Raw genomic sequence first — 24567 nt, 5'->3', positions numbered from 1 at the left:
TACGCAATCGCCGATGTCTCCTTAAGATAGGAACCGTACCGCAAGACCAAACCAAATGAAGTCAGGGGGAGACAGGCATGAAAAAAAGGAAAGCGCTAGCAATGTGGTTGGCCGCGATGTTCATCATTTCCGTGATCGCGGGCTGCTCCGGCGGAGGAGATGTCGGCGGGGAGAAGGGCTCCGCAAGCGGGGAGAGCGGCGGAGAGAAGAAGCTGCCCGTCCGGTACTTGCTCCCGGGCACCGCGCCGCAGGATTTGGATACCGCGGTTAAAGCGATTAACGAAAAGCTTGAGGCCGACGGTCTGAACCTTACGTATGAACCGACGTACATCGCATGGGACGTATGGGATCAGAAGACCAACCTCATGATGTCCACAGGCGAAGAATTCGAGCTGATCGCCATCATGCACGATACGAAAGGGCCGACCGTGCTTGCCGGTACGGGCGGGATCATTCCGATCGACGATCTCCTGAACCAATACGGCACCGAGCTGAAAGCCTCCATGCCGGACTGGATCTGGGAATCGGCGAAAATCGACGGCAAGATCACCTACGTGCCGAACTTCTGGGCGGACACGGCTTATAATGACGGCATGTTCACGATCCGGACCGATTTGCTTGAGGCCAATGGCCTGACGCCGCCGAAATCGCCGGAGGAGCTGCTCGATGCGGCAGAGACGCTGCAGAAGAACTGGCCGCAGGACAACAAGAACGTATATATCAAAATGCTGGAGGAGCCTGCCTACTTCCTGCACACGACCTACGACACCTATCCGTTTACGGTGGCCGACAACATGATCTACATCGACCAGCAAGGGAACGTGAAGTCCTGGCTTGAGACCGAGGAGTTCAAAAAAGACGTGCAGTACATGAACGAAGCCTATGCGCGCGGACTGATCATGAGCGATCTGTTGACGACGCCTACGGAAGTCATCAACCAGGAAGAGCTGGCCGGACGTTATCTGTACCGTCCGGGGGATGTCGGCTTGAGCGACGCCATCCTTCAATCCTTCCCGGATGCCAAGCTGGATATTTACTATCTGGCTGACCAGCCGAAGTTCAGATCGTATGCGATCCGGAACTCGAACGGGGTATCGGCAACGTCTCCGCACCCGGAAGCCGCCATTCAGTTCTTGAATTGGGTATACAGCAGCCAAGAGAACATGGATCTCGTGCAGAGCGGCGTGAAGGACGTGCATTGGAAGGATACCGGCAAGAATACCAAGGATTATCTCGCCAAGAACGAGAACGGTTCTCCGACGTACGAGCTGCCGTACTGGCTGCTTGGTCACGTCGAGATGAACCGGTATCCGACGAATACCGACCCGGCGCGCCTGGAACGCCGTACAACCATCGCGGACGATGCCGTGAACAGTATTACGATCGGCTTCACCTTTGATCCGACGAATGTCGCCTCCCAGTACGCCAACTGCATTGCCGAGCTGAAGACGAGCGTCTATCCGGTCATGCACGGGGTTGTGAAATACGAGGACGGTTACGACAAAATGCTTGCTTCCATGAAGGCTGCGGGTCTTGACGAGGTCGTGGCGGAATACAAGCGGCAATTCGATGAATGGAGAGCGAGTCAGCAATAATCGCTCCTCACCTGGGGTGCGATACATCCATTAGAAACAAGGCAATCCCTCGCCCGGCTTCAGCCGGACGAGGGATTGTTTTTTGGTTGGTGCGAATCATGAAGCAGGCTGCCTGGAAATGAGACTTCAATCGATCGATATTGGCGAATTTCGAAGGTTTCCCTCAAAAGTAAAGTGTTCAAGACAGGCCTCTACGGGATAGAGTAAAGCTCATACCAAGCCTCTTTATCGAGGCGAACCCATCATAATCGCGGTTGACCTGCCAAGCGGCGGATCAGCCTTAAGGAGGACACGAAGAATGACCAATCAGGCGCCAGCCATCCGGGAAGGGTGGAAATGGTTTACGGAAAGCCGGTACGGCATGTTCATTCATTTCGGGCCATATGCCCAATACGGACGCGGCGAGCAGGTGCTGTTCCGGGAGCATCTGGACCAGAACGAATATGCACGGAGGGCCTGCGAGTGGAATCCGGAGTTTTTTGACGCCGAGCTGTGGGCCTACACGGCCCGGAAGGCCGGCATGAAGTATGCATGCTTGACGACGCGCCATCATGACGGATACTGCCTATGGGATACAGCCACGACGGATTACTCCAGCGCGAAGCAGGCTCCCGGCCGGGATCTTGTCCGGGAATTCACCGACGCCTTCAGAGCGGAGGGGCTTCGGGTGGGCTTATACTATTCCTGGATCGATTGGCGGATCCCGGCCTATTTCGACGGACCGGAGAAGGATCCGGAAGGCTGGGAGGTCATGAAGCGCTATTTGCATACCCAGGTGGAAGAGCTCGTTACGAATTACGGACGCATCGATCATTTCTTCTTCGACGGGGTGTGGCCGAGAACGGCCGAGGACCTGGACAGCGTGAAGCTGGTGGAGCGGATGAAGTCGATTCAGCCCGACATTCTGGTGAATAACCGTCTAGGGCTGTCCGAGGAGGAGAAGCTGCATGCCGACGGAGGCGGCGGATCCGGGGATTCCGAGGTGCTGGGCGACTTTGGTTCTCCCGAGCATGTCATCGTCCCGGACCAGAAGCGGCTCTGGGAGTCCAGCCAGGTGACGACGTGGCGGCTGTGGGGCTACACGAACGGCGAACGCTGGCGTCCGGCCGATGTTCTGCTCGACATGCTGTGCGAGTGCGCGGAGAAGGGCGGCACGGTGGGCGGCAATCTCCTGCTCAACGTCGGGCCGCAGCCGGATGGGCAGCTGCCCCCTGCGTTCGTGGAGCGTGCCCTCAAGATCGGGCAATGGCTGGAGGTGCACGGTGAGGCGATTTATGGCTCGGACGGCGGAAACCTGACCGAGTTTATTACCTACGGACGGCAGACCATGAAGGACAATCATCTGTATCTCATTATCCGGTTCTGGGACGGAAGACCGGTGCTGCGGCTGGCGGATCTCATCACGCCCGTAAACCGGGTAACGCTGCTGACGACAGGACAGGAGCTGGATTTCCGGCAGGAGGGTGACGTGCTCTGGATCGAAGGGCTGCCGAAGGAGCGCCCGACCGAGCTGTTCCCGGTCATCCGCATCGAATGCGAGAGCCGGCCCGAGACGAACCAGTGGGGACGGGAGCGTCTGTGGACGGGAGATCCATCCCGAATTGCCGATTGGGCGAGAACGCGCGGGACATCCGTCTACGCCGACGGCCAGCCGCGAGACGGAGCCGGAAAGGAGTAAAGGATGATGAGAACGCTGTTATTTTACGACGAGCAGTTTCCGTATGCGGGCGAGCGGCCAACCGCGGACGCGCTGGAGCGGATGATGGAATGGACGGAGGTCGCAAGCGCCGAGACGTTAGCCGGTCGGTTATCGGAAGGCGGCTGGGATACGTTGATTCACCTTCACGGGCCGTATTTTCCAAAAGCGGCTTGGGAGGCGATCGAATCCCATTTGAAGGACGGCGGCGGTCTGGTCCATGCGGGTGGCGTGCCGTTTCGGCGGCCGGTCCGCGAGCTGAACGGATCGTGGCATGCCGAACGCGAGCAGCTGGCCTATCATCAGCGGATGGATATTCACGACGCGCTGGCGGTGGATGTGTCGCGGGTAAGGAAGCTGAAGGCATCTGCCGAATTTCCGATTTTGCAGGGGCGTGAGGAGCTGTTCGGCATTGAACCGACGTGGGGATTGACGCTGCATCCAACCAAGGCAAGCGATATTCCCGCTGAGATGGGGGCATGCGGTCCCATGGACGCCGTTATCTCGCCGCTCTTGATCGGCGAGGACGGAGATCAGCGGGAGCGCTGCGCACCGGTGGTGATGCTGGAGCAGCACAAGGGCGACTATGCCGGGGGCCGCTGGATTCTGATCAACCAGCAGCTGCAGGCCATATTCTGGGAATCGGAAGGTGCGGCCGCGCTGCGGGAGCTGGCTGAATATGCCGGCAGAGGCGTGACCGAGCTTTGGCTGAAGCCGAACTATGCCGCATATGAGCCGGGCGAATCGCCGCAAGTGACGATTCAGCTGCAGGCGCTGTCGCGGACGTCCGTTCCGGCTCAGGCATGGCAGTTCGAGGTACGCCTCATCAAGGACGGTTCCGGTAAGCCCGTATGGTCCGGGCAGGCGAGGTCCGAAGCCGGCGCGCTGCAGCGGGATCTACAGCAGCTTCGCTTATCCATCCCCGTGCGGCTGGAACCGGGCCTTTACCGGATCACGTGCGAAGCCGTCTCCGAGTCCGGTGAACGGCGCAATCTGACCCAGGCGGTATGGGGCGTCGACCGCTCCCTGCTGCAGGCTGGAGATCGGCTGGAGTGCGGACGCGACTATTTCCGCCGCGGCGGCCGAACCGTCCCGATTGTCGGTATGACGTATATGACCTCCGACGTTGCGCGCAAGTTCCTCCATCTGCCGAACGTGCAGCGGTGGGATGCGGATATGGCCGAGATGAAGCGGGCCGGCATCAATCTGATCCGGACGGGGATATGGACCGGATACCGGATGATCATGTTCGCCGACGGCCATGCGGCCGAGGATGTGATGCGGGCGATCGACGCCTTTATTCTGACTGCCAAACGGCATGAGCTGGAGGTGACCTTTACCTTCTTCTCGTTTGCACCGGAAGCATGGGAAGGCGTGAACCCGTACCTGGACCCGCGCTCGGTAGAGGCGCAGAAGCGATTCGTGGCTTCCATCGTGACAAGACACCAGGGGACGACCAATGTGCATTGGGATCTGATCAACGAGCCTTCGCTGTTCGATCCGAAGCGGATCTTTGAAGGTCCGGTGACGATCGGAGACCGGTTCGAGCGGAAGGCATGGACCGAGTGGCTCCGGCAGCGGCACGGCAGCGATATTGCGCTGCTCCAGGAGCGCTGGAACATGACGCCGGGCGAGCTCCCTTCGTTCGAAGCAGCTATGGCTCCGAGTCCGGACGACAAGCTGTTCAACAGCGTGCTGCAGCCGAAGAAATGGGGGCCGTGGCTCGATTTCACGCTGTTCACGATGGACATGCATAATCGCTGGGCCTCCGAGCTGATCGGGACGATCCGCCGCTGCGATCCGAACCAGCTGGTTACGGTCGGGCAGGATGAGGGCATCTGCTCCCAGCGTCCGTCGCCGTCCTTCTACGGCCCCGTCGTCGATTATACGACGGTCCATTCCTGGTGGCAGAACGATCATCTCGCATGGGACGGCATATTCACGAAGACGCCGGACAAGCCGAATTTGGTCCAGGAGACCGGTATCATGCACGTGCAGCGTCCCGACGGCATTGCCAAGCGGACAGAAGAGGAGCTGCGCAATATGCTGGAGCGCAAATATGCTTACGCTTTTTCGACCGGGGGAGCGGGGGCCGTGCAGTGGATTTGGAATATCAATTACTTCATGGATAACGCCAACGAATCCAACATCGGAGCGCTTCGGGCAGACGGCACGCAGAAGCCGGAGGCTGACGTGTCCTATGATTTCGGACTCTTTATGAACGAAGCGGCGGGCATCTTCGACGATAACCGGCAGCTGGAGGAGATCGCGGTCGTATTTCCGTATTCGAACGATTTTTCGAGCCGCAAGCTGGCGTATGAAGCAACGACAAGAGCCATGCGTACGCTTACCTTCGGCATGAATGTGCATCCGCGCGGCATCGGCGAATATCAGCTAGCCGATCTGAAGCGGTATCCGGCCAAGCTGATCATCGTACCTAGCGCGCATAATTTCGACGATGCCGCGTTTGAAGAGCTGCTCGAGCTGGCAAGAGCCGGCAGCACCGTTCTCTGGAGCGGGCCGCTCCGTACCGATGCGTACTGGGGAACGGCACAGGAGCGCCTGCAGTCGGAGCTTGGAGAGACGTTTCATGCGAATGTTCTTCGGGAAGAGACGCTGCAGCTGGCGGGAGATCGTTATGCCGTTTCGTTCGGCGAGCGGAAGATCGGCACATTGGCGGTGGATCGCCCCGCAGGGCAGCCGGACGGCGAGCTTGCGCCGATTACGGTTCCATTGGGTGCAGGGCGGTTCATCTGGTGTCCGCTGCCGGTCGAGCTGAACGAGCGCTGGGAGCCGATTCAGGCGCTGTATTCGGAGGCGATGCAAGCGGCCGCCGTTTCGCCGGAGCTGGAATGGCTGAAAGGAGGCGGGCTGCCGGGCATTTACGGCCGCAAGCTGGCGTTTGAACGGGGCAGCCTGTACATCTTCATCTCCGAGTATGGAGTTACAACGGATATCGAGGTACGAGACCCTGATTCCGGAGCGGCCTATCGGTTTCCGTTGGAACGGGAGCGAACCGTTATGTTCACGGCCGACTCCCAAGGGCAGGTACAGACCGTATATCGTCCGGAAGAGGTGCGGATCGTGCAGCATCAACAGGCCTGATATTAGACCTGGACCGCATGCCCATGCTATACCATTAATCGGATTGAGGGGGCTTTTTGTAGATAGGGGAGGCGGCTTCGGCTGCTAAAGACCTGTCCGTCGTCCAAGGGAGGCTCGCCGGCCGATTCGCTCGTGCCGGCGAGCCTCTTTATTCATGCTCCCAAGCTTTGGTTGGCTTGAGGTGCAGCTATTATAAATCCCGCATTGACGGCTGATAAAAAAGAACGTAGACTAGTCGGTAATAACGTTATCATACATTAACCTAACAAAAATAACGATAGTAACTAAGACAATCTTATGACATTCAATCATTCATGATAAGGAAGGTGCGCGATGGATTATAAGAACGCTTCATTGCCGATTGAGCGGCGTGTGGAAGACTTGCTTGCGCGAATGACGGTCGAGGAGAAAATCGGTCAGCTCATTCAGCCGTTCGGCTGGAAAGCCTATACCCGAAGCGATGACGGTACGATTCGGGTGACGGACGAATTTAAGCAGCAGCTTGCGGAAGGCGGAATCGGCTCTTTATACGGAACGCTGCGGGCGGATCCATGGACCGAGGTGACGCTTGAAAACGGGTTATCCCCGCGGGAAGGGGCGGAAGCGGTCAACGTGATCCAGCGCTATGCCGTCGAGCATTCGCGGCTCGGCATTCCGATTCTGTTCGGGGAAGAATGCTCCCACGGGCATATGGCGATCGGCGCGACCGTATTCCCGGTTCCGCTTACAATCGGAAGCACCTGGAATCCGGAGCTGTTCCGGAGCATGTGCCGCGCCGTTGCCGCCGAAACCCGCAGCCAAGGCGGCGCAGCGACGTACTCGCCTGTGCTGGACGTTGTGCGTGACCCCCGCTGGGGCCGCACCGAGGAGACGTTCGGCGAGGATCCGCATCTGGTGGCCGAGTTTGCGGTGGCAGCCGTGCAGGGGCTGCAGGGCGACCGCCTCGATGCGGAGGACAGCCTGCTGGCTACGCTGAAGCATTTCGCGGGCTATGGCGCCTCGGAAGGCGGGCGCAACGGGGCTCCCGTCCATATGGGGCTTCGCGAGCTGCACGAAATCGATCTGCTGCCGTTTCGGAAAGCCGTCGAAGCGGGCGCGCAATCGGTGATGACCGCTTATAACGAAATCGACGGAGTGCCGTGCACGTCCAGCCGGTACCTGCTGCATGACGTGCTGCGCGAAGCGTGGGGCTTCGACGGCTTCGTCATCACCGATTGCGGCGCGATCGACATGCTGAAGAGCGGCCATAATACAGCCGCTTCCGGGGAGGAAGCCGCGGCACAGGCTCTCACGGCCGGCGTCGATATGGAGATGTCGGGATCGATGTTCCGGGTGTATCTACGGCAGGCATTGGAGCAGGGACATATCACCGAGGACGACCTGAACACGGCGGTTGGCCGAGTTCTTGCGATGAAATTCCGGCTGGGCTTGTTCGACCGTCCCTATACGGACCCTGAACGGGCGGAGATGGTCATCGGGTGCGAGGAGCATATTGAGTTAGCCCGCCGCGTAGCGGCCGAGGGGATTGTCCTGCTGAAAAATGAAGGCAATGTCCTGCCCCTGAACCCGAAGACCGGTAAAATCGCGGTCATCGGACCTAACGCCAATGCGCCATACAACCAGCTCGGCGATTATACCTCCCCGCAGCCGCCGGGTCAGATCATAACCGTGCTGGAGGGGATCCGCAGACACATTGGCGAGGATGCGGACTCGCGCGTTCTGTACGCGCCCGGATGCCGAATCCAAGGCGATTCCCGAGAGGGCTTCTCCCATGCGCTGGCATGCGCGGCGGAGGCCGATGTCATCGTGATGGCGATCGGCGGCTCCAGCGCGAGAGATTTCGGGGAAGGCACGATCGATCTCCGAACCGGCGCTTCGGTCGTAACCGGGCTTGCCCAGAGCGATATGGAATGCGGAGAAGGCATCGACCGCTCCACCCTGCATTTAATGGGCGTGCAGCTGGAGCTGCTGCAAGAAATCCATAAGCTCGGCAAACCGGTGGTGGTCGTCTATATCAACGGCCGTCCGATTACCGAGCCGTGGATCGACGAGCATATTCCGGCGATCCTCGAAGCATGGTATCCCGGTCAGGAGGGTGGCAGCGCCATCGCGGATATTTTGTTCGGTGACGTCACCCCGTCCGGTCGCCTGACGCTGACCATTCCGAAGGAGGTCGGCCAACTGCCGATCAACTACAATGCGAAGCGGACCCGTGGCAAGCGTTATCTCGAAACGGATCTGGAGCCGAGATATCCGTTCGGCTACGGGTTAAGCTATACGGATTTCCATTACGGCAATTTGAACGTAGAGCCTGCCGTTATTCCGGCTGACGGCTCCGCTGCGGTCCGGATCGTCGTGACCAACAGCGGCCCTCGGGATGGCGCTGAAGTCGTTCAGCTGTATGTCTCCGATCTGGCCGCGTCGGTAACCCGGCCGGAGAAGGCGCTGAAGGCCTTCCGCAAAGTGTTCCTGAAAGCCGGGGAATCCCGGGAGGTGACATTCACGGTCGGACCCGAGCAGTTGGAGCTGATCGGTCCCGACATGAAGGCCGTTGTGGAGCCGGGAGAATTCCGCATTCGGGTCGGTCCCGATTCGAAGCGGGGAGAAGCCGTGAACTTACGGGTTGAAGGCTAGCGACTGGAAGATATTTATGACAACGAGGAGGATCACAAACCTTGATTCAATACAAACTCCCGAAGATTGACATCCCGGACATGAAGCTGCCGGCTGCTGTTCAGGCGACGATGGAGGAGGCCAGAGTCAAGCTGGCGCATCGCCCAAGGCTGCTGCAGCAGTTTTTGAATTGCTTCTCGAACACCCTGGAGACGACAACGAAGCTGATGGATGACGGCACCACATTCGTTATTACAGGCGACATTCCGGCGATGTGGCTGCGCGATTCCGTCGAGCAGGTGATCCATTACGTGCCTTTGGCCAAGGAGGATCCGGATCTGCAGCGGATCATCGGAGGGCTTGTGAAGCGGCATATGATGTATGCAAGCCATGACCTGTACGCGAATGCATTTAACGAATCCGCCAACGGCTGGCATTGGGATGCCAATGACGAGACCGAGATGTCGGCATGGGTGTGGGAGCGTAAATTCGAGCTCGACTCCCTCTGCTTTACGATCCGCCTTGCCTATGCGTACTGGCAGGAAACGGGACGGAGCGATATTTTCGACGAGCGGTTCAAGGGGGTCATGGAAGGCATCATACGCCTCTGGCAGACTGAGCAGCGGCATTTCGAGCGTTCAGCCTACCGCTTCCAGCGCCGGAATTGCCCGTCGATCGATACGCTCCGGAACGAGGGCATGGGCATGCCGGTCAATTATACGGGAATGATCTGGTCCGGCTTCCGGCCCAGCGACGACGCTTGCGAATTCCATTTTAATATCCCGGCGAATATGTTCGCGGTCGTGTCCCTGCGGCAAATGAAGGACATCGCTAAATGGGTGTTCCGCGACGAAGCGCTGGTTAACACCATCTCGAAGCTTGAAGAAGAGGTGGAGCACGGAATCCGGTTATACGGCACCTACCGGCATCCCGAATATGGCCTGATCTACGCCTACGAAACGGACGGTTACGGCAATTACTGCCTGATGGACGATGCCGGAACACCGAGCCTGCTTTCCATACCATATCTGGGCTTCGCGGACAAAGACGACGAGATCTATCAAAATACACGCCGCTTCATCCTGAGCAAGGATAATCCTTATTATTATGAAGGATCAGCCGCCAAGGGGATCGGGAGTCCGCATACGCCGCCCGGATACGTGTGGCATATGGCCCTCGCCATGCAGGGATTAACGGCTTCGACGGATGAGGAGCTCCGGTCGATGATCGATATGCTGGAGACTACCGATGCAGGAACCGGGTTTATGCATGAAGGCTTCCACGCCGATAACCCGGATCAGTATACGCGTTCCTGGTTTGCCTGGTCCAACAGCCTGTTTGCGCAGCTTGTTTTGCAAGGAATGAAGAAGGGCTTGGTGTAACGAAGGGCGCTCCGAATGGACCAGTACTAATACAAAGAAACCCGCTTCTTGAAGCGGGTTTCTTTGTCTGTTGAAGCATATGTTAGGACTGCCCAACCGTCATGGGATGACGGGCACCTTTACATTACTCAAGAACATTCAGGCGCTGTCCCGGACAATTAGCCGGGTCGATAGATGGATCGTCTCCGTAGGAGCGCCGGGACGCTCCATGCGGCGTATCAGCGCTTCGACTGCCCGCTGTCCCAGCTCCTCCTTGCACAGATTGACGGTAGTCAACGAAGGCGTGACAAGGGTTGCGGCTTCCACGTTATCGATGCCGGCGATCCGTGTAAACGCTGGAATGGCATGGCCTTCCGATTGAAGCTTGCGCATCCAGCGGATCGCAATATCGTCATTAGCGCCGATCCACGCGTCAGGGCGCGATGCCGGCCCAAGCTCCAGCATCCTTTCATATAATGACTGCTCCCAGGGAGCTCCGTAACGGATTCTCCATTCGGTAAGCTTGACCGCCCCTTCGGGCTGGCGGCTTATCGTTATCCTGGCACCCGTAAGGCGATCCTCGAAGCTGGGCGACCAGGCCTCATCCGTGATCATGGCGATATGCCTGCATTTCAGGGAGAGCAGATGCCTTGTGATAGCCGCTCCGGCTTCGATATTATCGTTGTTTACTTTATCGCAGGAGGTCAGGTCATCTGTATGATCAACAAGCACGTACGGACGCTCCGCGCGGGCGATGAGGCTGAGAACCGCCTCGGGAAGGTTGCCCATCACCACGATGCCGCCGCACCGGGACCAATCGAGATGGGGAGCGATCGCTTGCTGCGGCGATTGGTCGGCCCGGGCCGGTTCCGGCTCGGGGGACACGATGATCGTCGGATATCCCAGCTCGTCGCAGCTGCGCAGCAATCCGTTCAAGACCCGCTGCCAATAAACGGCGTTGGCGGAATGGGCATGACTCATGCACACGAGGATGTACGGGGCGGACGGTGCTTGTTCCAGTTCCCCGGTCTGCAGGGCCGGAGCTTGCTGCCGGTGCTGATATCCCAGCGTTTTAGCCAGTTCCATTACGCGCTGCCGCGTAGCTTCGCTGACTCCGGACTTTCCGCTTAGCGCCCGGGAAACCGCATATTTGGATAAGCCGAGCTCCTCCGCGAGGACCCGGATCGATACTTTTCTTGACATAAACGCTCCTGCTCTCTCATCTCATTCATAACCAAATGTTATCCTAATAAAAATAACACTTCGAAACCGGGATCACAAGCTAAGAAGCCTTAAAGACGATTTTAATTTCGAATAGAGAGCCGCTCGTCAGTTGATAGAGTGGTATAATGAACAGGGAATATTTTGAATTTTGAAAACAGTGGAAGCCTCTTGATCCGATCCAGGTCAGTCATACGAACGGTTGATTTACTAGGATAAGCGGAAAGGAACGATAACATGATCATCCTGATCAGCGGCAGCAGCTGTACCGGAAAAACGCTGATGGCCCAAACCTTGCTTGAGACGTACTATATTCCTTATGTATCAATCGATCATTTGAAAATGGGGTTATATCGGGGGAATCCGGACTGCGGATTTACACCGCTCGACAGCACGGAGCAGATCGGCAGCAAACTATGGCCCATCGTGAAAGGGATGATCATGACGGTCATTGAAAACCGACAGCATCTGATCATTGAAGGCTGTTATGTACTGCCGCGGCATGTGAAGGAGTTGGAGGAGACATATGCTGAGCATGTCATACCGGTGTTTCTGGGTTTCTCGGAACGTTATATCGAGGATAACTTCGATTCCAAGATTATTACGCATCGCAATGTGGTTGAGACACGTGCTTATCCGGAAGACCGTACGGTGTCCCAGCATATCAGTGAACATCAGCGTTTCAGGCAGCAATGTGCCGAACATGATGTCCCGTATTTCGAGATTGACCAGCATTACGAGCCGGAAATACGCAAAGTGTATAACTACATTGAGGAGCAGCGGCGAAGCTTAGAGCGCCGAGCATAAGCACAGATGTCGGGCCTGGTTCATGGTCCACATGAAAACGACCCGATTCAACGAGGTGAAGAATCGCATGCAAACCTACCAATTTTTAATGGCGATCCCGATAACCGAGCTGGTTACCTACATCGACGATGATAGCGACGAATATGTGGAGGATCCCGTCTTCATGGACCTTAGAAAAGCGCTGGATATCGATATTCCGGTCACCACGATTTACGAGCGATACCTTGATGCGCCGGTTCATTCCGGCGACGTCTTAATGTATGCCTCCCGTAGTCATGGTGATCATTTTGTCGTGCTGGACACGTACAGGGATCCCGTCGATCAGCTGGATCTGATTCGCATCGGATTCGGCTGCACGAAGGAGAAGGTTGCAGTCGTTCGGCAGCTGGTTAGACAGCTGTACGACCGCAGCGATACCTTTATTCACTATGAAGAAGGGCAATATATTTTGCAAAAGCTGATCGACAACACCGCTTATCCCAAAACCATAGAGCATTATGGTAACGTGTTCCGGCAGCGATTGAAGACATATTCCCAACCCGTTTGAACAAGGCATGAAGACTAATGGAGCGAAACCTTGTGGTTCAATCGTAAACGTTTGGCCCAAGATGTGGCAGGCCGAGCATTGCAGCTACAAAGACTATGTATAAAAAATTTCATTAAAAAACGAACGGGGGCCCCTGAATATGATCCAATCCATCGTACATATCGCGCTTGTTGTAAAAGATTACGACGAAGCTATTGAGTTCTATACCCGTAAGCTGAATTTCACATCGCTCGAGGACACATACCAGCCGGAGCAGGATAAGCGCTGGGTCGTTGTTGCTCCGCCGGGATCGGTCGGTACGACCATTTTGCTTGCCAGGGCATCCAAGCCGGAGCAAGAGCCTTTTATCGGCAATCAAGCCGGAGGAAGGGTGTTTCTGTTTCTGAATACCGATGATTTTTGGCGGGATTACGAGGAGATGGTTCAGCGGGGAATCGAGTTTGTCCGGCCGCCTAAAAAGCAGCCTTATGGAATGGTGGCCGTGTTCAAGGATCTCTACGGAAACCTGTGGGACTTGCTGGAGTTGAATGAGAATCACCCTCTTATGAGAAGAACGAAGTAGCCTTGTGTGTATAATCCAAAAGATCCGCTGAACAATACGCTGAAGCAGAAGGAGCGAACCAGAAATATGTCTCATCCCATTCAAGTCATCGTCATTGCAGCCCATCCCGACGAGCCTGAAATTTATGCCGGAGCGCTTGCGGCTTCTTTCGCGGATCGAGGGCATCGGGTGAAATTCGTGACGCTAACCGACGGCCGCTGCGGTCATCACGAAATGAGCGGGCAGGCGCTCATCGATCGCCGGGTTGCAGAAGCAAAGGAAGCGGCCAGACATCTCGGTGTTCAGGAATATACCGTGCTTCCCATCCCGGACGGGGAGCTGATGCCGACCGTAGAGGTGCGCAAAGAAGTGATCCGACTGATCCGGGGGTGGCAGGCGGATATCGTCATCACCTTCCATCCGGAAGGTCCCGGCCATGCGGACAATCGGAATGCGGGCAGGGCGGTGCGGGATGCAGCGGATTTCGTTGCCAATGTGCCTAACGCCGTTCCGGAGGTTCCGGCGCTGACGAAGTCGCCCCTATATCTGCTCATGCCGGATTATGCGGCAAGGCGTTCGTACAAGCCGGATATCGTTATCGACGCCGGGGATGTCATGGAGCGTAAGCTGCTGGCGTGTGACGCGCATGCCTCCCAGTTTTATGAATTTGCGCCATGGCAAGGAGGCTTCTTGCAGGATGTTCCGGAGCGCTGGGAGGAGAAGCGTCAATTTATTTTGAAGCATTGGGAAACCTTCCTGCGCGTGTCGGATGAGATGATCCCTGCGATTGTGGAGGGGTACGGTGAGAAGCACGCCGCGAAGATCCAATATGCAGAGCCGTTTGAGATAGCGGATTATAGCAGGAGGCCGAGCGCGGATGAAATCAAGCGGCTGTTTCCGATGCTGACGCCATCCGAGGAATCACTCCCCTGAACCGGAAGCGACCATAATGCAAATTTAGGGAGAATTGATGCCCCACTATGGCCGGATACCGTGATGCAGCGTACTAGTTCCCCGCTATTTGAGGGATCATGAATTCCGTACCCGGGCAGAAGCCGGGATTCGTCTCAGACAATAACCCGGCAAATTCAGGCTCCCGTTTGGCAAGCTCGGCATAATAATTCCCGATGATATGATTGGCGGATACGGAGCCGTTCTGAAAGTTAAGCGCGCAGGGGGAGGGAACATGGCTGTAGTCATAGGTTTTGTTCCGTTTCGGAAGCTTGTAGACAGGAGGCGGGGCATGGGCTACCACATCGAGCAGATTGGCGATCCGGTAGCTGTTCGGCACATATTGGGCAAAGGCTTTCGAAAAAGCGTGATCCCCAACGCGCGGCGACCCGAACGTAAACAGGAAGGGAGCGCGTTCCGTATTCGCGGCGACGTCTATTGCGCATAACGTTGCAAGGGCTGCACCCAGGCTGTGCCCGGTCAGGAACAAGGGCTTGTCAGGATCCAACCGCCGAAGCGCAGCCGTAAGTTGCTTGCGGGCGGAAGAATAGATACCCGTGAACCCGCGGTGGGCGAGGACGTCGTCCTTGATATAGCTGAACCGTTTTTGGGAGGCGATCGCGTCAGCGATCCAGTTGCTTGTCGAGCTGGTTCCCCGGAAGGCAATGACGATCTCTTCGTCCGACTCAAGAATAAACCCGAACCGTTCCCATACGCTAAGTAAGGATCTGGCTTCAATGGTATCGTAGAGCGAGTAATTCGCCGGAAGCACAAACGATCCGTCCGGATTCGAAAATTGCGCATACGTCTGACTGCAGACGGCCGCCAGAAAAATCGCCCGCTGCGCTTGCGCCGAGTTCAGTTCCATACTTCATCCCGTCCTTCCCTTTTACACTATATTGAGGGAATGAGGGAAAGGTGCCTATCATACCGAATGAAGGAGAATCATGCATGAAATTTGGAAGAAGTCCTCAGAAAGAAATCCGCACATCTTATGAGCTTCAGCTGCTTCAGCGCGCGCAAGCCATGGAGCCTGCAAAGCCTCCGCACCCATGGGCAGCCGAGATCGTCGTTCCTGCTTCAGGCTGTACGGCCTGCGGCTGGGATCAGGAAGAAAATCTCGTCCTGATCAGCAGCTCGGGTTACAGCGTAACGCAGCCAGGAACAGGGCAGCTGCTTCATCGAAACCGGGATGAGAATGCAACGGAGGAAGGAATGGGTCCGGATGGATTGACCTTCCGCATTCCGCATGATGAGCAGCTGATCACGATATTCGGATTCGAATCCGGGGACGGCATTCGGCTTACGAATGACGGATGGATGCTGGAGGTCATCTATCCATGGTGGCCGAGGTCCTCCGTCGTATTGGACAACGTCTTCAGGCAGGGTTACGAGTACTTGAAGGACACCGTCATGTTGGATCTGAACCGATTGGACGGAAACGTGAGGTGCGGATTTTCCCCATCCGGCAAACATTTCGTGATCCTCGGCTCCGGCGGTGCCCTGCTGTATTCCAGAGCGGCGGTCTGATCGAAAAGATGGTTCTGTAAATGTGGCAACAAAGGTCGGGAGACCACGATGTCAGAGCGTTCACATAACAAGGATTGTTCATGTCTTCATTCGCATAGATGAGCTGTCAACGGGCTTCGAGGGAAGAAGATTTTTTTGGAGTATGGCTACTTTTCCGCTCGGACCTGGGCCAATTGGCTTTTCAAACCGCCCGCGAATATGGTTTACTTAAGAACGTATTCGACCAGGTGGCGATACGAACACAACGAACATACCGAAGGTGAAAATCATGAGAATTGCTTTTTTTGACTCGGGGCTGGGCGGATTGACCGTATTATCGACGGCCATGAAGAGACTGCCGCAGGAGGATTTTTTGTTCTATGCCGACACGCTTCATGTACCGTACGGCTCGAAGGCGGCGGAAGACGTGAAGACCTATATACAGCATTCCATCGAAACCATCATGGAAGAAGAGGTCAAAGCAATCGTTATTGCGTGCAATACCGCGACGAGCCTCGCCGTTTCAGATCTAAGAAAGAAATACGACATTCCGATTATCGGCATGGAGCCTGCCGTCAAACCGGCCGTACAAATCAACCGGGACACCGGGAAAAGAATCCTAGTCCTGGCGACGCCGCTTACATTGAAGGAAGCCAAATACCGGGAGCTCGTGCATCGCGTGGACGACAGGCATATCGTGGATTCCCTGCCGCTCCCTGAGCTCGTCCAGCACTGCGAGGCCCTGAACTTTGACCCGGAAGTCATGAAGGCGTATTTCAGGAGCAAGCTGGAAGGGTTCGACCTGTCGCAATATGGGACCGTCGTGCTGGGCTGCACGCATTATCCTTTTTACAGGAACATCTTGTGCGATTTGCTGCCGAAGCACATTCGGATCATCGACGGCAGCATGGGGACCGTCAAACGACTAGTCGAGGTGCTGAGAGAACGCGGCCTGCTTGGCAGCAGCGGACGGAACGATGTGAAGCTGCTGTGCTCCGGCGGCTCGGCAGCGTACATTCAGAAGATGGAGAAGGCGCTCACGATTTACGGAGCGATGGAAGCCGGTAACCTGGCTGCAAATGAAGCCAATTGAAGGATAGGCCGATATTCATGAAGGAATGGAGCGATAGAATGCTGAGTATGCTGATCAAAAAATGCATTTCGGGGATCGCTGCGTCCTTTATCTTTACATCCGTGATGGCGCTTGTCATGATGAACCTACATTACGGATTTACCTTTTATATTGTTGTCGTCGGCATCTACAGCGTAATGATTATGCTGCTCATTGGGGTCCCGATTTCGATTGGTATCGAGCTAATTCTGCAACGGATACGACCCCGGAAGGCCATCGTTCGGGCGTTGATAACGGTGGCGCTGTATGGCGTACTCGGCCTGCTCGTCTCGATGCTGATCTTTTCCGATGCTTCCGTAAACTTCGGTCAATCGGAGCATTTGCTGTATTGGACGTTTGGTGTCGGCGCCGCACTGGTATTCATGATCGTGGATATTATCGTCAAAAAGCTGATATAGGCACATGCATAATATGATTGCAGGCGGCAGGCGGAGCTGCACCTTTGCTTGAGGCTCAGGGCATTGGAGCTGAGCTTAGCTGATCAAGATCAGGGCCTACAGCGCGGGGACAATAGCCTGCCTGATGCAGGGAAAAGCAAGTTTGGATTGAAGCCCGCAATTTTAAAAAGCACCCTTACGTGATGCACGACTGGGATTACCCGGTGTCCATCCGAAGGGTGCTTTTTAGATTAAGGAAGATTCCTTATTACATGATCATATAGAATGAGTGCAGATGTTATACTTGATCGGGCTCGCCGGTTCGTTTGCCCATCAGAAGCTCTTTGAACTGCCGGATTTGCTGTCTTTCTCCAGCCAGTACGAGCGTGGAACCGACGGAAAGGATGTGCTCCGGCCCGGGGTTTATTTTTTGCTGGTGGCGATTGACGATCGCAAGGATGCTGGCCCCCGTCCTTTTACGTATTTCGAGCTCCTCAATCGATTTGTCCGCTCCTTGATAATGCGGTTCTACGCGGATCCACTCGATGATCAGGTCTTGAAGCGACACTTCAATAGTCTCAAGCTCTTTCGGCTTGTAAACCATCCCCCCGACGATCGCAGCGATTTGTCTTGCTTCGTCATCGTCCAAAGAAATCTGGGAGAGGGTTTCTTCAGGATCATCGTCCTCAAAATGATACATCTCTCTTCGGCCGTCGTTATGAATAATGACAGCCAATTTATCTCCTGATCGGGTCTGAATGAGAAACTTTTTCCCGATGCCCGGCAGTTCGGACTCACGAATGAAACTCATATGGAGTTCCTCCTTCCATGTTTATTGATCCAGTTTGATTTTCGAGTCTTCACTGACCTCGCTGACCTCACTCACGCTGGAATGCTTTTTCTTCCCTTTCTCCACCGGCTCGCTCCATTTGAATATCCGGTTTACGCCGCGGTAGATCCGCTTCGATTCTTTCGTCAAGAGCGGTCCCAAAATAGCGAGAACGAGAACATATAGTGCGGAAAATGGCTTGATCAAGGCAGATAATCCGCCGGCCACACCCAAATTGGCTACGATGATCGTGAATTCGCCGCGCGCCATGATGGTGAGTCCAATGTTAAGCGAAGATTTATGCGACAGTCCCGCCTTCCGCCCGGCGATCATTCCGGCAATCAGGTTGCCGATAATCGTTAGAATCACGGCGCCGATCGCAAGCCAGAACGCATTGCCTAATGATAACGGATCAATACTGAGCCCGAAGCTGAAGAAAAATATCGCTCCAAAAAAATCGCGGAACGGAACGACGAGCTGTTCAATCCGTTCACTGTGCTCCGTTTCCGATAACGCAAGCCCGAATAGCAGCGCGCCGATTGCCTCTGCAACGTGAAGCTTTTCCGAGAAGCCTGCGATAAAGATCATGGTCGAGAAAACAACAATGATAAAAATTTCATTCGATGTAATACGCAGCAATTTGTTTAGGATAGGCGGTCCTTTCCTTGCGATCACGAAGAACAGCAGCATATATCCGATGGAGATGCCAACGGACAAGATGGTGGCTCCGATCGAAGCCGTTCCCCCGAGCAATAAGCCGGACATGACCGACAAGAACACAGCGAGGAAAATATCGTCAAATAAAATCATGCCGAGGATGAGCTCCGTCTCCGCGTTACCGGTCCTGCGCAAATCAACCAGTACTTTGGCGACGATCGCCGTGGAAGAAACGGAGAGCATCCCTGCGATGATCAGCGTTTCATAAAGCGGCATTTGGACCAAAAAACCGTAAGCAAGCCCCAGCACGAAATTTAACGTGACATAGATTGTTCCTCCAGTCACAATGTTTCGCCCAGATTTCACTAATTTCTGAACCGAGAATTCAAGTCCCAGATAGAATAATAGAAATAAAATACCGATTTGTCCTAAAAAATCAATAACGCCTTGACTGTCAATAAACTTGAAGTCGAGGATACCGATGGTCGGCGCATGCGGACCCACCAGCATACCGAGAACAATCAAGAAGGGGATGATGGAAAATTTAAGCTTTCCGGCAATAACGGAGGCGATGGCAACCAAAATTAAAGCGGTTCCAACCTCAAACATCATGTCGTCCATTGAAGACCTCCTTTGTTTTCTCTTTTTGGCAATCAAGCCTATAGTACATGACTATGCGAAATTTTACAAACATTCTGTATGAAAATACAAATTTCAACCGTTTAATGGATGGCCATGCCCGTCGGAACCTGAAATTCAAGGAACATTTGCAAAAACTAGGCATACGATGGGTTTATGAACACCCGCGGAGAGGAATGAATTAATCACATTATGAATAAAATCGAATCCGATCAGCTCTATCAAATATCGGAGGCAATTCTTTCGAGTGTACGAAGAGAGCGCGCCGTGATTGACCTGTATACGAAATTGGCAGAAGCAGCGCCGACTCCCAACCATAAGAGGCAGATTGCTCAGGCTTTACAGCACAGAAACAGGCAGCTAAATCAATTTATGAATCTTTATGTTGCGCTTACCGGCAATCAGCCTGATGGCGAGATCATTAATCACGCTGCGTTTGGTCATTATTTAGAAGGGTTGAACATGGCGTACGAGTCGGGAATCGAGGGGTATAAAACATACCAGGAGCAGGGATCATCCTATCGTAACCCTGCTATTCAAGAGGTGTTTGTGCACGCTGCCACCAGTGAGATCGAGTATGCGGAACGGTTTGGGGCTATGCACGAGGAGGTATTGACGGATCAGGGCATGAAACCCTTCGTTGTCGATATTGAAAAAATTACAAAACAAAATGACACGTTTCGTACAGCGATATGGACGGGGAAATATTTTCAAGTCACCTTGATGAGTATAGATGTTGGCAGTGACATTGGTCTTGAGGTCCATCCAAAGACGGACCAATTCATTCGAATCGAAGAGGGCGAAGCGCTTGTCCAAATGGGGGATACGAGGAACAACTTGAGCTTTGTGAAGAAAGCTCGTGACGATGATGCGATCATGATCCCGGCCGGAAAGTGGCACAACGTAACAAATACAGGCAATAAGCCTCTGAAAGTCTATGTAATCTATGCGCCTCCGGAGCATCCCTTTGGCACCGTGCATGAGACGAAGGCAGCCGCGATGGCTGCGGAAGAATATTCATGAACTAAAGATCCGGCTATGACCGGAAGAAATGAAGAGCACTCCTTACAATAAACGTGGGCTGCCCGCCAGGTTTATTGGAGGAGTTTTTTTTCAAAAACAAGCGATTGACCTGGCAGTGATATCGGAAGCCATTTCGTAATTAAAGAAGAAGTATAATAATACCGTATACACGTGTGCTCTGGATGATTCACCGTTGCAGATCAAGATGGAACAGGGGGCGGAACCATGGACGGTTACATAAGGCTGATTAGAGGAGGGAAGCAGATGCAGGTCTATCAAGTTCAGGGATTCCATCCTGGTGAATTAGATGAGCTGGTATCCGAAAGCAGCAGGGAAGGTTTCAGGCATATCCGCCGGCTCGTGGATGAGTATATCTCTGGTGTTAACCGGTTTGACCGCAATCATGAAGCATTGTTCGTATGCAGATCCGAAGGTCGAATCATCGGCATTTGCGGGCTGAATCAAACGCCCGATTCGGGCGGGGACACCGGCAGGGTGCGGAGAATGTATGTGCTGCCGGAATTTCGGAGACAGGGGGTCGGGAGAATGCTGATGCAAGCAGTCATCCAAGCGGCCGCTGATCATTACAGCTGGCTGGTTCTGCGAACGGATCAGACGCAGGCCGGGGATTTCTACATCAGCTTGGGTTTCTCAGAATCTCCGCAGCACTTGAACATTACCCATTGCCTTAAGCTGGGAGGACAGAGACAAGATGATTACAGCGGCTGATGCGGAACGATTGCTCTCGTTTGCGAATATTTTCAAAGTGAAGGGAACCGATTCTACACAATCGAAACTTATAATCGATGACAAGCCATGGGCCGTTTGCCAGCTGCAGGCGTTCCGTAATATGATCTGGAAAAGTAAAGGGTGCCGCTCGGCACCCTTTACTCATCGCTTACCCTTCATAAGCTTCCTCTAATGCTCGCAGGTCAATTTTGGTTTTGGTCTGCAGCAGCGCGCTCATGACTCTCTCCGCTTTCGCCCGATCCGGATTGGTGATCATCGTGCTCAGATTTGCAGGGACAACCTGCCAGGACACGCCGAATTTGTCCTTTAACCAGCCGCATACCTGGGCTTTTTCATCTCCGCCTTCCCCAAGCTTCTCCCAATAATAATCGATTTCTTCTTGGCTCTCGCAATGGACGATAAATGAAATCGCCTCTGTAAAATGGAACTGGGGCCCCCCGTTCAAAGCGACGAATTGCTGGCCCTCCAGCTGGAATTCCACCGTCATGACGCTGCCTTCTTCCACCGGGTGATGTTCGTTCTGCTCCGACCCGTGACGCGTAACTCTTGTAATTTTAGAATCGTTAAAGATTGAAACGTAATGACGTGCCGCTTCCTCAGCTTCGTTGTTGAACCACAGGTTTGGCGATATCCTCTGAATGGTGGGATTCATCAGATGCAGCTCCTTTCGAATCTACGGGAATGGGTTTCTACTGATCCCATCGTACCATAGCCGCAGCACGGCGGTTTCTTCTAAATTGCTAAGAATGTATCTCGCAGGGTGCCCAAGATTAAGGGCGACATCGAAATCTACGAAGGCCACAGGCAGGAGAATAGCAATTGAAACTGGAAATCCATATGGTGTGGAATATTCATCCAATCAGAAGGTCTCCATCCAGCGCGAGGGCAACATGTTTGATGAAAAGCATGCAAGGCGGTTGGATGAGATAAAATGGAGGTGCGAAAGATGAGCCAAAGACACTATATTATAACGGGCACGTCGAGAGGGATCGGAGGACAGCTTGCACTGATGCTTCTTCAGCAGGGACATGCCGTCTACGGAATTGCGAGAAACCATTCGATGACACTGGATCGTTATGAGCGTTACACTCATTATGTGTATGACTTGAGTGACCCCTCGGGTCTCGAGCAGCTCATGGAGAATATCATAAGAAGCATTGAGCTTGCGGATACAGATACGCTCTACCTCATTAATAATGCCTCGATGCTGGAACCACTCGGGAAAATTGAACAATGCGGCGCAGCCGAGATTGCGAAGAATGTCCAAATCACCCTTATTGCGCCGATGATTCTAACCTCTTGCTTTTTGAACCAAACAAACAGGTATAAGGCACGGCGGAAAATAATGAATATTTCTTCGGGTCCGGGGGTATACCCCGCTCCTTCCATGAGCGCATATTGTACCGCAAAAGCCGGGCTGAATATGTTCACGCAGTGCGTAGGGGCAGAGCAAGCAAGCCGAGAGAACCCGGTTCAGATTATTGCCGTCAATCCCGGCATGGTGGATACGGAAATGCAGAGCATGGCCAGAGGACAGGATGAGAAGCAGTTTGAGCTGGCCGGTGCATTTTCCCAGGCCTTTGAATCAGGGCAGCTGCTGTCTACTGCCGAGATTGGAGAACATCTGCTTCGCATTTTAGATGAAGAGCATTCCCCTGGAGCCATCGTGAATTACAATGAGGTTTATTCCTCGAAAAGCTGATGATAAGCAAGAATAACGAGCGGAGGCGAATGCCATGATCATGCCAACCCATATTGTTGCCGTTGGCGGAATCGTTGAGAATAAGAAAGGCGAGATTTTGCTGGTCAAGGTCCGAAATGGCTGGGTCTTTCCCGGAGGGCAAGTCGAAGTCGGAGAAAATCTGATCGAAGCATTAATGAGGGAGATCAAGGAGGAGAGCGGTATCGATATCACCGTTTCCCATCTGATCGGTGTGTATTCCAATACGTCAACTTACCCGGGATACAACGGGGTGGACATGGTACCGACAAAAGTCATGATGGATTTCGTGTGTACCTATAGCGGAGGGGAATTGTGCACATCGGATGAGACATCGGACTGCCGCTGGGTACCGCAATCGGACGTTCTCCAATACATAACGGCACCGGCGATCCGTACACGGTTCCAAGCTTATCTGGAGTTTACCGGTACGATCGCTTATATGGAATACATAACGAAGCCGTCATTTGAAATGAAGCTAAAGCGTACGATTTAAAATAGCAGGAAGAGCAATCAGAAGAAGAGGGGGAATGAGGTGCTTTATCATTTCAGTGAGGATTCGGGTATTACGAGGTTCGAACCGAGAGTCCTATACAGCCAGCACGATGAGCCTGGGCGATCGATGCCCATCACGCTCCGCACTATTATGTTCCAAGGGAATGTCCAAGGGTGTGTCTGGAGGCGGTTGAAGATACGACGGAGGCGGATGTGAAGAATTTTTTTGGGCTGTCAGGAGCTCACAGAATGATGGTGATCGAATCAAGCGCTCTTTAATATAGGAGGACTAATATGGAAGAGGTTGTAGTCATGGACTACGAGCCGGAATGGCGGCATGCTTTTGCGCAAGAAAAAATAAAGATATTGTCCGCTATGACAGGTCTTGAGGTCCGCATCGAACATATCGGCAGTACAGCGGTTCAAGGATTGGGAGCCAAGCCGACGATTGATATCATGGCAGGCGTTAGTGAACTGGGGCTAGTGGATGAGCGCTATATTCGGCGCCTGGAGCAGATCGGTTACGAATATGTCCCCAAACCGGAGTTCCCTGAGCGTATGTTTTTTAGACGGGGCCTGTGGCGGGCCGGGACGCATCATCTGCATATCTACCGGTATCAAGGGAAGCACTGGGCTGATCAACTTTTATTTAGGGAGTATTTGAAAAAGGATACTGCGACGCGCGAACAGTATTTTAACTTAAAAAAGGAGCTTGAGGCACAGTTTAAGCATGACCGGGTAAGCTATACGAACGGGAAGGATGATTTTATCCGCTCCGTCATTGAGAGGGCCAGGCAAGATTCGGATTGGGTGCGCCAGCTTGATATCGGAGGGGAGTAGCATGCCAACAACCGAAAACGGGGGATATCCTGATCGTGTGGAGAAAGGACTTATTGCTGTACGCGGAACCCGTCTGTATGTCGAATTGTCTGGTGGGTCAAAGGATGCGTAACAAACGAAAGATGAAATCCGCTCACAAATATGCTATACATAGAGCAA

At 54.1% G+C, this 24567-nt stretch carries 23 protein-coding genes; 18 read left to right on the top strand and 5 right to left on the bottom strand.

Annotated elements, in window-relative coordinates:
• Positions 1–77: 77 nt before the first annotated feature.
• The 5 genes from NST08_RS20270 (at position 78) to NST08_RS20250 (ending at position 10391) form a co-directional block, all read left to right on the top strand.
• Positions 78–1595 carry an extracellular solute-binding protein gene (locus NST08_RS20270; protein WP_341342221.1) on the top strand — a complete coding sequence of 506 codons (1518 nt, stop codon included), beginning with the start codon at positions 78–80 and terminating at the stop codon, positions 1593–1595.
• Positions 1596–1893: 298 nt separating this feature from the next.
• Complete coding sequence (locus tag NST08_RS20265; RefSeq protein ID WP_077567323.1) at positions 1894–3273, top strand: alpha-L-fucosidase; 1380 nt, start codon at positions 1894–1896, stop codon at positions 3271–3273.
• Positions 3274–3279: 6 nt separating this feature from the next.
• Positions 3280–6396, top strand: coding sequence for a glycoside hydrolase (locus NST08_RS20260; protein WP_341342644.1), 3117 nt, complete (start codon positions 3280–3282; stop codon positions 6394–6396).
• 333 nt (positions 6397–6729) lie between these two features.
• On the top strand, positions 6730–9030 hold the full coding sequence (locus tag NST08_RS20255; RefSeq protein ID WP_341342220.1) for a glycoside hydrolase family 3 N-terminal domain-containing protein: 2301 nt from the start codon (positions 6730–6732) through the stop codon (positions 9028–9030).
• A gap of 41 nt (positions 9031–9071) precedes the next feature.
• The gene (locus NST08_RS20250) at positions 9072–10391 is read left to right on the top strand and encodes a glycoside hydrolase family 125 protein (protein ID WP_341342219.1); all 1320 of its coding nucleotides are present in this window, start codon (positions 9072–9074) and stop codon (positions 10389–10391) included.
• 138 nt (positions 10392–10529) lie between these two features.
• Here NST08_RS20250 and NST08_RS20245 read toward each other — a convergent pair whose 3' ends face one another.
• On the bottom strand, positions 10530–11573 hold the full coding sequence (locus tag NST08_RS20245) for a LacI family DNA-binding transcriptional regulator (RefSeq protein WP_341342218.1): 1044 nt from the start codon (positions 11571–11573) through the stop codon (positions 10530–10532).
• Positions 11574–11828: 255 nt separating this feature from the next.
• On the opposite strand from NST08_RS20245, the gene NST08_RS20240 reads away from it, so the two are divergent.
• The 4 genes from NST08_RS20240 to NST08_RS20225 all read left to right on the top strand — a co-directional run bounded on the left by NST08_RS20240 (position 11829) and on the right by NST08_RS20225 (position 14419).
• Positions 11829–12398 (top strand): 2-phosphoglycerate kinase, encoded by a 570-nt coding sequence (locus NST08_RS20240; RefSeq protein WP_341342217.1) that lies wholly within the window; start codon positions 11829–11831, stop codon positions 12396–12398.
• A 67-nt stretch (positions 12399–12465) separates the two neighbouring features.
• On the top strand, positions 12466–12945 hold the full coding sequence (locus NST08_RS20235) for a hypothetical protein (RefSeq protein ID WP_341342216.1): 480 nt from the start codon (positions 12466–12468) through the stop codon (positions 12943–12945).
• Positions 12946–13084: 139 nt separating this feature from the next.
• A complete protein-coding gene (locus tag NST08_RS20230; protein WP_341342215.1) occupies positions 13085–13507 on the top strand; it encodes a VOC family protein in 423 nt (140 codons plus the stop codon).
• 66 nt (positions 13508–13573) lie between these two features.
• A complete protein-coding gene (locus NST08_RS20225) occupies positions 13574–14419 on the top strand; it encodes a PIG-L deacetylase family protein (protein WP_210094809.1) in 846 nt (281 codons plus the stop codon).
• A 73-nt stretch (positions 14420–14492) separates the two neighbouring features.
• On the opposite strand, the gene NST08_RS20220 is transcribed toward NST08_RS20225, so the two are convergent.
• Positions 14493–15305, bottom strand: a complete 813-nt coding sequence (locus NST08_RS20220; RefSeq protein ID WP_210094760.1) for a lipase family protein — start codon at positions 15303–15305, stop codon at positions 14493–14495.
• Positions 15306–15388: 83 nt separating this feature from the next.
• Here NST08_RS20220 and NST08_RS20215 point away from each other — a divergent pair, with 83 nt between their 5' ends.
• The 3 genes from NST08_RS20215 (at position 15389) to NST08_RS20205 (ending at position 17476) form a co-directional block, all read left to right on the top strand.
• Positions 15389–15967: a hypothetical protein gene (locus NST08_RS20215; protein WP_210094759.1), complete on the top strand. Its 579-nt coding sequence runs from the start codon at positions 15389–15391 to the stop codon at positions 15965–15967.
• Between the two features lie 268 nt (positions 15968–16235).
• Positions 16236–17039 (top strand): glutamate racemase, encoded by an 804-nt coding sequence (murI, locus tag NST08_RS20210; RefSeq protein ID WP_210094758.1) that lies wholly within the window; start codon positions 16236–16238, stop codon positions 17037–17039.
• A 38-nt stretch (positions 17040–17077) separates the two neighbouring features.
• The gene (locus NST08_RS20205) at positions 17078–17476 is read left to right on the top strand and encodes a hypothetical protein (RefSeq protein ID WP_007127926.1); all 399 of its coding nucleotides are present in this window, start codon (positions 17078–17080) and stop codon (positions 17474–17476) included.
• 277 nt (positions 17477–17753) lie between these two features.
• On the opposite strand, the gene NST08_RS20200 is transcribed toward NST08_RS20205, so the two are convergent.
• Together NST08_RS20200 and NST08_RS20195 are read right to left on the bottom strand one after the other, a co-directional pair.
• Complete coding sequence (locus NST08_RS20200) at positions 17754–18266, bottom strand: cation:proton antiporter regulatory subunit (RefSeq protein WP_007127928.1); 513 nt, start codon at positions 18264–18266, stop codon at positions 17754–17756.
• 21 nt (positions 18267–18287) lie between these two features.
• Positions 18288–19562 carry a cation:proton antiporter gene (locus NST08_RS20195; protein WP_028404659.1) on the bottom strand — a complete coding sequence of 425 codons (1275 nt, stop codon included), beginning with the start codon at positions 19560–19562 and terminating at the stop codon, positions 18288–18290.
• 210 nt (positions 19563–19772) lie between these two features.
• On the opposite strand from NST08_RS20195, the gene NST08_RS20190 reads away from it, so the two are divergent.
• The gene (locus NST08_RS20190) at positions 19773–20603 is read left to right on the top strand and encodes a cupin domain-containing protein (RefSeq protein WP_210094757.1); all 831 of its coding nucleotides are present in this window, start codon (positions 19773–19775) and stop codon (positions 20601–20603) included.
• 264 nt (positions 20604–20867) lie between these two features.
• Positions 20868–21332 (top strand): GNAT family N-acetyltransferase, encoded by a 465-nt coding sequence (locus NST08_RS20185; RefSeq protein ID WP_210094756.1) that lies wholly within the window; start codon positions 20868–20870, stop codon positions 21330–21332.
• Positions 21333–21501: 169 nt separating this feature from the next.
• On the opposite strand, the gene NST08_RS20180 is transcribed toward NST08_RS20185, so the two are convergent.
• Positions 21502–22005, bottom strand: a complete 504-nt coding sequence (locus NST08_RS20180; protein ID WP_210094755.1) for a VOC family protein — start codon at positions 22003–22005, stop codon at positions 21502–21504.
• Positions 22006–22299: 294 nt separating this feature from the next.
• On the opposite strand from NST08_RS20180, the gene NST08_RS20175 reads away from it, so the two are divergent.
• From NST08_RS20175 to NST08_RS20165, 4 genes are all read left to right on the top strand, one after another.
• Positions 22300–23055 (top strand): SDR family NAD(P)-dependent oxidoreductase, encoded by a 756-nt coding sequence (locus NST08_RS20175; RefSeq protein ID WP_210094754.1) that lies wholly within the window; start codon positions 22300–22302, stop codon positions 23053–23055.
• Positions 23056–23089: 34 nt separating this feature from the next.
• Positions 23090–23569 (top strand): NUDIX hydrolase, encoded by a 480-nt coding sequence (locus NST08_RS20170; protein ID WP_144870211.1) that lies wholly within the window; start codon positions 23090–23092, stop codon positions 23567–23569.
• A gap of 122 nt (positions 23570–23691) precedes the next feature.
• Entirely contained in the window at positions 23692–23847 is a 156-nt protein-coding gene (locus NST08_RS29940) for a DUF6886 family protein (RefSeq protein ID WP_373872039.1), read from the top strand.
• 15 nt (positions 23848–23862) lie between these two features.
• On the top strand, positions 23863–24408 hold the full coding sequence (locus tag NST08_RS20165) for a GrpB family protein (protein ID WP_210094753.1): 546 nt from the start codon (positions 23863–23865) through the stop codon (positions 24406–24408).
• The last annotated feature ends 159 nt before the right edge of the window (positions 24409–24567 follow it).

The sequence above is a fragment of the Paenibacillus sp. FSL K6-1566 genome, from assembly GCF_038050475.1.
GTDB lineage: Bacteria > Bacillota > Bacilli > Paenibacillales > Paenibacillaceae > Paenibacillus_AQ > Paenibacillus_AQ lactis.
This window is presented reverse-complemented; position numbering and strand designations above follow the sequence as displayed.

Bases quoted from the DNA above. Each gene is read 5' to 3' on its own strand.
- NST08_RS20270 (WP_341342221.1), top strand. From the start codon at position 78: ATGAAAAAAAGGAAAGCGCTAGCAATGTGGTTGGCCGCGATGTTCATC.
- NST08_RS20265 (WP_077567323.1), top strand. From the start codon at position 1,894: ATGACCAATCAGGCGCCAGCCATCCGGGAAGGGTGGAAATGGTTTACG.
- NST08_RS20260 (WP_341342644.1), top strand. From the start codon at position 3,280: ATGAGAACGCTGTTATTTTACGACGAGCAGTTTCCGTATGCGGGCGAG.
- NST08_RS20255 (WP_341342220.1), top strand. From the start codon at position 6,730: ATGGATTATAAGAACGCTTCATTGCCGATTGAGCGGCGTGTGGAAGAC.
- NST08_RS20245 (WP_341342218.1), bottom strand. From the start codon at position 11,573: ATGTCAAGAAAAGTATCGATCCGGGTCCTCGCGGAGGAGCTCGGCTTA.
- NST08_RS20240 (WP_341342217.1), top strand. From the start codon at position 11,829: ATGATCATCCTGATCAGCGGCAGCAGCTGTACCGGAAAAACGCTGATG.
- NST08_RS20235 (WP_341342216.1), top strand. From the start codon at position 12,466: ATGCAAACCTACCAATTTTTAATGGCGATCCCGATAACCGAGCTGGTT.
- NST08_RS20230 (WP_341342215.1), top strand. From the start codon at position 13,085: ATGATCCAATCCATCGTACATATCGCGCTTGTTGTAAAAGATTACGAC.
- NST08_RS20225 (WP_210094809.1), top strand. From the start codon at position 13,574: ATGTCTCATCCCATTCAAGTCATCGTCATTGCAGCCCATCCCGACGAG.
- NST08_RS20220 (WP_210094760.1), bottom strand. From the start codon at position 15,305: ATGGAACTGAACTCGGCGCAAGCGCAGCGGGCGATTTTTCTGGCGGCC.
- NST08_RS20215 (WP_210094759.1), top strand. From the start codon at position 15,389: ATGAAATTTGGAAGAAGTCCTCAGAAAGAAATCCGCACATCTTATGAG.
- murI (WP_210094758.1), top strand. From the start codon at position 16,236: ATGAGAATTGCTTTTTTTGACTCGGGGCTGGGCGGATTGACCGTATTA.
- NST08_RS20205 (WP_007127926.1), top strand. From the start codon at position 17,078: ATGCTGAGTATGCTGATCAAAAAATGCATTTCGGGGATCGCTGCGTCC.
- NST08_RS20200 (WP_007127928.1), bottom strand. From the start codon at position 18,266: ATGAGTTTCATTCGTGAGTCCGAACTGCCGGGCATCGGGAAAAAGTTT.
- NST08_RS20195 (WP_028404659.1), bottom strand. From the start codon at position 19,562: ATGGACGACATGATGTTTGAGGTTGGAACCGCTTTAATTTTGGTTGCC.
- NST08_RS20190 (WP_210094757.1), top strand. From the start codon at position 19,773: ATGAATAAAATCGAATCCGATCAGCTCTATCAAATATCGGAGGCAATT.
- NST08_RS20185 (WP_210094756.1), top strand. From the start codon at position 20,868: ATGCAGGTCTATCAAGTTCAGGGATTCCATCCTGGTGAATTAGATGAG.
- NST08_RS20180 (WP_210094755.1), bottom strand. From the start codon at position 22,005: ATGAATCCCACCATTCAGAGGATATCGCCAAACCTGTGGTTCAACAAC.
- NST08_RS20175 (WP_210094754.1), top strand. From the start codon at position 22,300: ATGAGCCAAAGACACTATATTATAACGGGCACGTCGAGAGGGATCGGA.
- NST08_RS20170 (WP_144870211.1), top strand. From the start codon at position 23,090: ATGATCATGCCAACCCATATTGTTGCCGTTGGCGGAATCGTTGAGAAT.
- NST08_RS20165 (WP_210094753.1), top strand. From the start codon at position 23,863: ATGGAAGAGGTTGTAGTCATGGACTACGAGCCGGAATGGCGGCATGCT.